Origin of the sequence: Aminobacter sp. J44 (assembly GCF_007829415.1) — a bacterium.
Taxonomy (GTDB): Bacteria; Pseudomonadota; Alphaproteobacteria; order Rhizobiales; family Rhizobiaceae; genus Aerobium.
Genome location: NZ_VLJG01000068.1, coordinates 1 through 9,356 on the forward strand (window position 1 = coordinate 1; position 9,356 = coordinate 9,356).

The following is a 9,356-nucleotide window of genomic DNA, read 5'->3' on the forward strand; positions in this document are numbered from 1 at the left end:
GGCATCGTTTCGACGGCAAGCCTGATCGTCGGCGTTGCCTCCGCCGCGCAGGGAGCCTCCGACATCATCGTGGCGGGTGTCGCTGGGCTCGTGGCCGGGGCCATGTCAATGGCGGCGGGTGAATACGTGTCGGTGAGCTCGCAGTCAGACACGGAGCAGGCCGACCTTGTCCGCGAACGCATGGAGCTGGAAACGCAGCCCGAGTTCGAGCGGGAAGAACTCGCACAGATCTACGTCCAGCGCGGACTATCGCCGGAGCTTGCGGCGCAGGTCGCCGATCAGCTGATGGCGAAGGATGCGCTCGAGGCGCATGCGCGGGACGAGCTTGGGCTTTCGGAGACGACAACCGCACGTCCGGTCCAGGCAGCTCTGACGTCAGCGGCGACGTTCTCTGCCGGGGCGGCGATGCCACTGCTGGCCGCGGTCCTTGCGCCTGCCGGCACACAGGTGTGGGTGACGTCGATCGCCTCGCTTGTGTTCCTCGCCGTTCTCGGCGCGATCGGGGCATGGGCGGGTGGTGCGAATGTATTGCGGGCGACATGGCGGGTCACGTTCTGGGGTGCGCTGGCCATGGCAATCACCGCCGGAATCGGCGGGCTGGTCGGCCAGGCGGTGTAGCCGTGGCATCGGACTGTCGATCGTGGCGACCATCGCGAACCGCATCGGCAGCCGGCTGAAGCTCAACTCCCCGCGGACGGGTCATTCCGATGCCATTGTGGCACTTGTGGCGTTGCAACCGGCTGCTGTCCAATCAGGCAGGTAGCCCGAACAACACCCACCCGAGCACACCAGATCCAACGATCGCAAGCACGACGTTCAGCTTCGATCGCCAGAAATAGAGGACAGCAAGGGCGGCCGCGAAGATCAGCATTCCGAGCAGCAGCGACTGCAACCTGCACGCCGAGGAAAACAGGCCCCAGCGCCGACTGGGTGATGTCCATCGTGAAGTAGAGCCATGACAAGGCGAACATCAGCACGAAGCCGGGCAGCATGAACCCTAGACCGGCCAGGAAACCTCCGAGGCGTTTACCCGCGAGCATGCCGATATGGACGCAAAGCTCATGCGCCTCGGGACCGGGAAGCACCTGATAGACGGCAAGGAGGCGGTTGAAGCGGCTGCTGGAAAGCCAGCGTTCCTCGTCGACCAGCTCGTGCCGGACCATGGCGATCTGCGCCACGGGGCCACCCCAGGCGAGCAGGCCGAACCGCAGGAAGCGCACGAAGATCTGCCATGGCGTCTGCGGAGGCGGCAAAGCCTCATCCTCAGGAACTCTCGGGGCGGCCTGGGGGGACGAGCGCAAATTCAACGCCAACCTCCCGCCTTCGCCAAAAGCCCGCCCGGCATTTCGCTCGTCCGCATAACGATCAACGCTTGGAAGCCGGGTCGTCCGCGAGTGCAGGAGAGCATATCGGCCGAAACAATTGTGGAAGACAGTATGGCGCGTCCTCCGTATCGGGTTGTCAGGACGCGATGACTGTACCGGCCCCTTGTGGGGAGATAGCGATCCCCATCTGAAACATCATGCTGCGGACGGCATTCTGTCAAGCAACGGACCGCGCTCGGCGCCTTGATGATGCGCCAGGCCGATCGCGAGACCGGTTTGCGCCTCCTACCCTGCGGCTAATCCCAATCAATCACATGTTAATTTATCGAGTTTTTGGAATCCAGAATTTGGTATCGGCGCGTAGGAGAACGCTGACGGGTTGCGGAGCCGTTGATGGGTCCGCTCGACCATTTTCCCCTTCTATCTGCTGGCAAACGCGATCAGCCGGTTCTTCGGCAGCTCGATGAAAATCTCGTCGCCCTCAGCAAGGCCGAGGCGCCGCTCAGCGTTGACGGAGAAGTCCGCGACCAGATCGCCGATCTCGGGCCCGGCGACGTGCGTGCGCCAGAACGAGCCGAGGAATTCCATCGAGAGGATCTTTACCCTGAACAGGTTGCGGTCCTCGCCCTCCGGAATGTCATGATGACCCGGCTTGCCATGCGGGACGATGTCATTGGGGCGGATGATCATCGTGCCACGCGTGCCCGCGGCGAGGCCATGGTCGTGGCAGGCGAGGGTGGTGGCACCGAGCCCTGCGCGCCCGTCGGCGCCGATGGTGACTGCTAGTTTGTTCGTCTCGCCAATGAAGTCGGCCACGAAGAGGCTTTGGGGCGAGCGATAGACCTCAAGCGGGGTGGCGACCTGCTCGATGACGCCGTGGTTCATCACCACGATCCGGTCGGCCATGGCGAGAGCTTCCTCCTGATCATGGGTGACCATGATGGTCGTCACGCCGAGCCGCTTCTGCAGTTCCTTGATCTCGTGGCGAAGGTGGACGCGCACCTTCGCGTCCAGTGCCGACAGCGGTTCGTCGAGCAGCAGCAGGCCCGGGGAGATAGCCAGTGCGCGCGCGAGCGCAACGCGCTGCTGCTGGCCTCCCGAAAGCTGCGCAGGATATTTTTCGCCTTGATCTGCAAGCCCGACAAGACGGAGAAGTTCTTCAACTCGCCGCGCAATCTGGGCGCTGGGCGTCTTGATGCTCTCCAGCCCGAAAGCGATGTTCTTGCTGATCGTGAGGTTGGGGAACAGCGCATAGGACTGAAAAACGATGCCGTAGTCACGCTGGGCTGGCGGCAGCAAGGAGATGTCACGGCCGTCCTGATAGACGAAGCCGTTGCTCTGCTGCTCGAGGCCCGCAATGATCCGCAACAGCGTCGTCTTTCCGCAGCCGGATGGACCGAGGAAACAGACGAACTCGCCCTTCCGCACTTGCAGGTTTATGTCCCTGAGCGCCTGGAAATGGCCGAAGGCCTTGCTGACATTTCTGATGTCAAGGTACGTGCCGGCGGAGCTGTCCGGTTTGTGTTCGGCATGCCGCTCCAACGCAACTTGCTGTTCCATATACATTCTCCCAAGTACCTCCGCAGTCATTGAGCGGCGACCAACGATGAAGGAAGGTTGAGGTTGCCCCGGCTCTTGCTGGAGCGGGCGGCAGCGCACCGGTCGCGAAATTCCTGGCTTGCCGGCTCTACCTTGCCGAACCGGTTCGGATCATAGAGGCTGGTATCGATCGACGGCGACCTGCCGCTGATCATGTCGGCCACAACCTGACCGAAGCCGCCGGAAGCCGCAAGTCCTGAGCCACAGCATCCGCCGGCAACGATGAGGCCCGACGTTCCGTCAGGGCGCCCGACCACGAACTTGCCGTCCGGCGTGTACATGGAAAGTCCGGCGATGTGGTGCGCGAAGCCCCACTTGACGACGTCCGGAATGATCGGCTCGAGCGCGGAAGCCTGCTCGACGAGCAGGTCGAGATCATAGGCGTCATCGAACAGGTTCATGTGGCCCATATCCTCTTCGAGCTGCAGCGGATCGTATGTTCGTGACTGGGGCTCCTGAAGACCCACGAGGAGCCCTCCGACTTCGGAACGGAAATAAGCCCTGACATCCGGAAGCTGGACGTTGGGCTGGCCCGGACGGCCGGTCCCGTCGGGTTTGGTGATCCAGTAGTGGCTGCGGGTTGGGGCACCAGGGAAGCCGAAGTTGATCGAGCCTGCAACAGAAATTCCCCACACGCCTGGGGCGCTGACCACCCATCGCGACTGTATCGGGCCTTCCTCCGTCTCTACACCGACGATCTGGCCGTCTTCCGCGATCAGCCCCGTCACATTCACGCCACGCCTGACGCGGGCACCGGAAAGCCGTGCGGCCCGAAGGTAGCTCGTTGCCAGCAACGCGCCATCGGCATAGCCGTCCTCGGGCACGAAGATCGTTCGCACGGCATTGTCGAGCTTGAGCCAAGGCACCAGCTCGCTTGCTTCGTGAATGTCGATCTCCCGAACGCCGAGCCCGGCCCTTTGCATGACGGCCTCCATCGCCACCATCTCCTGCAGGCGCGGCTCGCTGAAGACCGCGCGCACGCTGCCATGCTGACGGAAGCCAAAGGGTTCTCCGAGGATTTCTTCCAGCTCTGCGATTGCCTCGCGGGTGCGATTGATCATCCGGATCGTGCTGACGTCGGACCGGCTGTGCGTGAAGCAGCCTGCGGAACGCGCGCTCGCACCGCTCGCGAGCTCATTTCGTTCCAGTACCAGCACGTCGCTGATCCCGCTTTTCGTTAGGTGGTAAGCCACCGACGCGCCGATGACGCCGCCGCCGATTACGATGACATCTGCCTGATCAATATACTGGCTCATGGTTCACCTATCAGAAGCGATTGGCGCGATAGGGCGCAAGATCGATGAATGGCTTCCGCCGCGCGATGATATCGGCCACCAGCCGCGCCGTAACGGGGGCGCTGGTCATGCCGTTATGACCATGCCCGAAGGCGAGAATGACATTGGAGCCTGGGGCCGCGCGGTCGATGACCGGCAGGGAATCCGGCAGGCACGGCCGATTGCCCATCCATCGCGTCGCACCCTCAAGCTGAAGGCCATCGATCCAACGGGAGGCCATTCGGCCAAGCCGGTCGGAACGGGAGAAGTTAGGCTTCGCGCTTGGCCGCGCGAACTCGACGGTTCCTGCGAGGCGGATTCCGTTTGCCATAGGCGTTGCGTAGAACTTGCTGCTCGCGAACGAGACCGGCAGCGGAAGCTCGACGCCGGGGGTCGGCAAATCCAGGTGATAGCCGCGCTGACGCTCCAGAGGGACATCGAGGCCGCGGGTGCGGGTAAGTTGTCGTGAGGCGGCGCCTGTCGCAACGATAACCTGCCCAGCCGAGATGACCCGCGCGCTGGCGAGGCGCACGGATGCGCCGTCACTCGTATCGGAGATCGACAGAGCCTCGTCTCTTAGGAATTTGGCGCCAGCTCCACATGCTGCATCGAAGAAGCTGGTGACGAGCTTATGCGGATCCGCGATATAGGCATGGTCAGGCTGGAGTACCGCGCCCGGAAAGCGCCGCCCCAGAACCGGCACCAGTTCCTCAATTTGGTCGGTGCTCAGGACTTCATGGCGTGCACCGCGTCGTGCACGTGCTTCCCAGGAGGACAGCGAAGACTGAAACGCGGACGCGGTTTCATAGACCGTCAGGGACCCCGTCCGGCGGATCAGCGCGGAAGCGTTCGCGAACTTCAGGATCGGCTCGTAGCATTGGTGCGTGCGGGAGTGCAGCGCATAGAGCGCATCGCAGATCCTCTCGAACCGGTCCGGGCGGCTGGAAGCGAGAAACCGCAGCAGCCACGGCATCGCCTGCAGCGCGTAAGACGGGCGGATCACCAGCGGGCCGTCCTGTTCGAGCAGCCATTTCGGTACCTGCTTCAGCATCCCGGGTGTGGCAAGGGGAATACAGCTGCCCGGGCTGATTGCACCTGCGTTGCCGGACGAGGCGCCCGCGGCGGGTCCTTCCCGGTCGACGATGGTAACACGATAGCCTTCCTGAAGCAGCGTGATCGCTACGCAGGTGCCGACAATTCCCGCCCCGAGAACGATCACGGAGCGCTGCGAATTTTCTTGTTCAAGCATTTGGGGCCTCGATGTCGCGCCTATCGGGCGCGCCACTTCTGGGTTCTTCTGGAAAGGAATGAGCTCGCGACCAGATGCAGGATGCGGGCGGCGATACAGGTGACCACAATCACCAGCGCCATTGCTGCCGCTCCGGCATATTCACCGGCGTCGTCCATGTTGATGATTGCGATCGCCGCGAGCGTGGTGTTGTGGCTGTAGAGGAACACTGCTGCAGAGACCGTATTCATGGCGCTCAGGAACAGATAGATCCAGATGTCCAGCAGCGCTGGTACGCAGAGCGGCAGCGTTACGCTGAAAAGGATCTTGGACCGCGGCGCCTTGAGCGAGTCCGATACCATCTCGAACTCGTTGTCGAGCTGGCGCAGTGCCGTGACCGCAGTCAGATGGCTGACGGTGAAGTAGTGAATGATGGTCGTGACGACGAGGATCGTCATCGTACCGTAAAGGTGCTGAAGCGGGTTCGACGGACTGTTGATGTAGAGCAGCGTTGCGAGCCCCAGTACCAGCCCCGGAATGGCAAGCGGCATCAGCGCCAGGGACTGGTAGCTGCTGCGAAGCCACTTCGGTGCTCTCGATTTCTCAGTCAAGTAAGCACCCGCGAAGATGACGACCACGCCGATTGTCGCCACAAGCAACGCCAGCCGCAGCGAGTTAAAATAGCTTGCCCAACCGCCGCCGCTGAAGCGATGGAACTCGTAGTTCCGTAGCGTGAGTTGCATGTTGTACGGCCAGAACTTGATGAAGGAAGCATAGGCTGGGATCACCACCATGGCCGCGATGGCGACCGCGATGATGAGGCAGAAGGCGAAGGCTGCCCAATCGCGGGTTGGATTTGGCTTGGGAGCAAACGGGACCGACTTGGACGTTAGCGTCAGCGACTGGCGCTTGCGGACGTGGCGGTCGATAAAGAACGCGACGATTGCGGGAGCGAGCATGACGATGCTGACAACCGCGCCCATCTGGAAATTCTGTTGACCGACGACCTGCTTATAGATTTCGGTGGCGAGCATTGCGTACTGGCCGCCAATGACCTTCGGGATGCCGAAGTCCGTTACGCACAGTGTGAAGGACACGATGATCGCGCTTACGAGACCGTATTTGGTGCCCGGAAGGGTAACCGTCAGGAATGTCTTGAGGCGGCTGGCCTTAAGGGCGGTCGCGGCTTCGTAGAGGCGTTCGTCCGACAGTGCGATCGCCGTGCTGATGATGATGAACACATGGGGGAAATGGGCGATCGTCATGGCGATGACGATGCCGATCGGCCCGTAGATGGAGTGCCCCATCATCAAGTCGTTCAGGTATCCCTGGGCGCCAAACAGCTGCGTCAGCGCCATCGCCGAGAGTAGTGACGGCGTCAGCAGAGGGAGAAGCGCAACGCTCCGGAAAAAGATCTTGAAGCGCATGCAGCTGTGCGACAGGCACAGCGCGAAGAGATAGGCGAGGAACACGGTGATCACCGTGCTGACGACGGCTATGTACAGCGTGTTGCCGATGATCGACAGGGCCGAATACTCGGTGAAATAGTCAATGAAATTGCGGGGACCGACGAACTCGCCCGACGGGGACTGCAGGCTTCGGATGAAGATCGCGAAGATCGGGAAGATCGCGAACGCCATCAGGAAGGCGATCAGCGCGCCCAGGATGACGGTGGATTTGCTGATGCGCGTCCGGGCTCCGGCGGAAGTCAGGCCGTGGCTCTGCCGTACCCAGCTTGGTGCGAGCGACATTGGAGATACCTGAAGTCGAGAATGCTGGCATGGATGCCGGGGAGAAGGTCTCTGGCCCCCGGCATCCGGCGATCGGAAGGCTTACTTCGGCTCAGCCTTTGATCCGTAACGCTTTTCCCACTCCGCGAGGATGCGATCGCGGTTCTGTGCCGCCCAGGCGAAATCCTGGACGAGGATGCGCTGGGTCACGTCCTCTGGCACGCCCGGCAGCTGCACGCCAAACTCCGGCATCGCCACGATCGCGCGCGTCTTGCCGTAGATCTTCATGGCTTCATCTGACGATGCCCACTCGGCCAGCACCTTGGCGGCCTCAAGATTCTTCGTGCCCTTGACGACGGAGAACACGTTCAGGTCCCAGCCGAGCGCTTCGTTCGGCATGATGATCTCGATCGGTGCGCCTTCCTCCTGAAGACGTGAGCCGCGCAGCTCGAACGCAAGGCCAACAACCGTGTCGCCGCGGCCCGACAGAACTGCCGGCGCGCTGCCCGAGTGGGTGTAGCGGCTGATGTTCTCGTGGAGCTTGTCCATGAAGGCCCAGGCTTTCTCCTCGCCCCACGCCTGGATCCAGGCCGAGACATACATGAAGCCGGTGCCCGAGGAGGCCGGATGCGGCATCACGATCTGTCCCTTGAGCGACGGATCGAGAAGGTCGTCCCAGGTTTCCGGCTGCTTGATGCCTTTCTTGCCGCCTTCGACCTTGTTGTAGATGATGGCCGATGCCCAGCCTGACGTTCCGAACCAAGACGCCGGTTCGACGCTGTCGCGGAACTTCTGCTCAAGCTTCATTGCGTTCTCTGGAATGTAGGGCTCCAGAATCCCCTGCGACTTGAGGTAGTCGACATTGGTGACGGCCAATCCCCAGACGGCGTCGGCGCGCGGATTGTCCTTCTCCGCCAGCAGCTTGGCTGCAACAACCCCAGTAGAATCACGCACCCAGTTGATCTTGATGTCCGGATGGGCGGTCTCGAATGCTTCCTTGTAGGGAGCGAGGTCGTCGTTCTCGAAGGCGGTGTAGACCGAAAGTTCGGTTTCGGCATGCGCGGAACCCAGCAGGCTGCCCAGCGCAAAGGCGACTCCAAGTGTTAGCCCGGCAAGTCGGTTGAAGTGCATTGTCCTCTCCATTGTTCCCCATGGCCTCCATCGTTGACGCGGCGGCTTCCGAACGCTTGCAAAACAAATCTTATTTGTCCAACCTATAATCTCAAATGACGGTATTGATAGAATCGAACAATTGAGGGGAGGATGAACTACCTTCATCTGCGTGCCTTCTACGCGGTTGCGAGCGAGCGCAGCTTCTCGCGGGCGGCACAGGTGCTCAACGTCACCCAGTCGACCCTCTCCAGCCAGGTAAAGGCCCTGGAGGAGACCTATGACGTGCGGTTGCTCGACCGCAGGGGCAGGAATGTCGTTCCGACGGATATCGGCGAGGTGCTTCTGGCGCAGTGCCGCGAGTTGTTCCGCCAACAGGACGAAATCGAGGATCTGCTCAATCAGAGCCAGAAGCTGAAGGCCGGACGGCTCAAAATCGGTGCGGACGGCCCACGACATGTGCTCCCGGTTCTCAAGAGCTTCATGCAGCTTCATCCCAATATCAAGATCTCGCTGACGAGCGGCAATGCGAGGAAGGTAGCTCATGATCTCCTGAGCTATGAGACGGACGTTGCAATCGTCGCTATCGAGGATGGTGCCCATTCGCAGCTTCATCTCGAGCCCTTCGCGCGCTATGCGCTGGTCGCCTTCGTTCCGCGCGACCATGAGCTGGCGCGCAAGCCTGTGATGGAGCTGAGTGACTTCGTGAACGAGAACCTCTTCGTGCGCGAGCCGACGTCGCTGACCCGGCGTCTCCTGATGCGGAGCTTTGACAGGGCAGGGGTTGTCCCGCGTCACATCATCGAGATGGACAGCCGCGAAGCCAGCCGCGAGGCCGTAGCCTCGGGCCTCGGCATATCGGTCATGAGCGAGCTGGAGTTTCCGAACGGAGACGACCGGACCGTAGCATTGGCGATCAACGACCCATCACTCCGAATAACGGAGTATGTGGCGTGCCTGCGAAACCGCAGGGACACGCGCACGATTCGCGAGTTCTTTAACGTGGCGCGGCGGTTCCGTAATGTGTGAAGCCGCCTTGGGAGCACCACATGAAAAACCCGCCGTGTCCGGCGGGCCAGACCACTGACAA

The 9,356-nt window shown here is 61.7% G+C and carries 8 protein-coding genes; 2 read left to right on the forward strand and 6 right to left on the reverse strand.

What is annotated here, in order from left to right; genetic code table 11:
• Window positions 1–618: VIT family protein (locus L610_RS18445; protein ID WP_144706652.1), on the forward strand; the 618-nt coding region annotated here is incomplete at its 5' end.
• Between the two features lie 62 nt (window positions 619–680).
• On the opposite strand, the gene L610_RS18450 is transcribed toward L610_RS18445, so the two are convergent.
• The 6 genes from L610_RS18450 to L610_RS18475 all read right to left on the reverse strand — a co-directional run bounded on the left by L610_RS18450 (window position 681) and on the right by L610_RS18475 (window position 8,287).
• The gene (locus tag L610_RS18450; protein ID WP_305765059.1) at window positions 681–1,253 is read right to left on the reverse strand and encodes a chromate transporter; all 573 of its coding nucleotides are present in this window, start codon (window positions 1,251–1,253) and stop codon (window positions 681–683) included.
• Between the two features lie 492 nt (window positions 1,254–1,745).
• Complete coding sequence (locus L610_RS18455; RefSeq protein ID WP_144706859.1) at window positions 1,746–2,885, reverse strand: putative 2-aminoethylphosphonate ABC transporter ATP-binding protein; 1,140 nt, start codon at window positions 2,883–2,885, stop codon at window positions 1,746–1,748.
• 26 nt (window positions 2,886–2,911) lie between these two features.
• Window positions 2,912–4,180 (reverse strand): FAD-binding oxidoreductase, encoded by a 1,269-nt coding sequence (locus tag L610_RS18460; protein WP_144706861.1) that lies wholly within the window; start codon window positions 4,178–4,180, stop codon window positions 2,912–2,914.
• 10 nt (window positions 4,181–4,190) lie between these two features.
• Complete coding sequence (locus L610_RS18465; protein ID WP_144706863.1) at window positions 4,191–5,447, reverse strand: FAD-binding oxidoreductase; 1,257 nt, start codon at window positions 5,445–5,447, stop codon at window positions 4,191–4,193.
• 20 nt (window positions 5,448–5,467) lie between these two features.
• On the reverse strand, window positions 5,468–7,177 hold the full coding sequence (locus L610_RS18470; protein ID WP_144706865.1) for a putative 2-aminoethylphosphonate ABC transporter permease subunit: 1,710 nt from the start codon (window positions 7,175–7,177) through the stop codon (window positions 5,468–5,470).
• 81 nt (window positions 7,178–7,258) lie between these two features.
• Window positions 7,259–8,287, reverse strand: coding sequence for a putative 2-aminoethylphosphonate ABC transporter substrate-binding protein (locus tag L610_RS18475; protein WP_144706867.1), 1,029 nt, complete (start codon window positions 8,285–8,287; stop codon window positions 7,259–7,261).
• 132 nt (window positions 8,288–8,419) lie between these two features.
• Here L610_RS18475 and L610_RS18480 point away from each other — a divergent pair, with 132 nt between their 5' ends.
• Window positions 8,420–9,295: a LysR substrate-binding domain-containing protein gene (locus L610_RS18480; protein WP_144706869.1), complete on the forward strand. Its 876-nt coding sequence runs from the start codon at window positions 8,420–8,422 to the stop codon at window positions 9,293–9,295.
• Window positions 9,296–9,356: the final 61 nt, after the last annotated feature.

Coding starts and splice junctions, on each gene's coding strand:
- L610_RS18470 (WP_144706865.1), bottom strand. CDS start 7,177: ATGTCGCTCGCACCAAGCTGGGTACGGCAGAGCCACGGCCTGACTTCC.
- L610_RS18460 (WP_144706861.1), bottom strand. CDS start 4,180: ATGAGCCAGTATATTGATCAGGCAGATGTCATCGTAATCGGCGGCGGC.
- L610_RS18475 (WP_144706867.1), bottom strand. CDS start 8,287: ATGCACTTCAACCGACTTGCCGGGCTAACACTTGGAGTCGCCTTTGCG.
- L610_RS18455 (WP_144706859.1), bottom strand. CDS start 2,885: ATGGAACAGCAAGTTGCGTTGGAGCGGCATGCCGAACACAAACCGGAC.
- L610_RS18480 (WP_144706869.1), top strand. CDS start 8,420: ATGAACTACCTTCATCTGCGTGCCTTCTACGCGGTTGCGAGCGAGCGC.
- L610_RS18465 (WP_144706863.1), bottom strand. CDS start 5,447: ATGCTTGAACAAGAAAATTCGCAGCGCTCCGTGATCGTTCTCGGGGCG.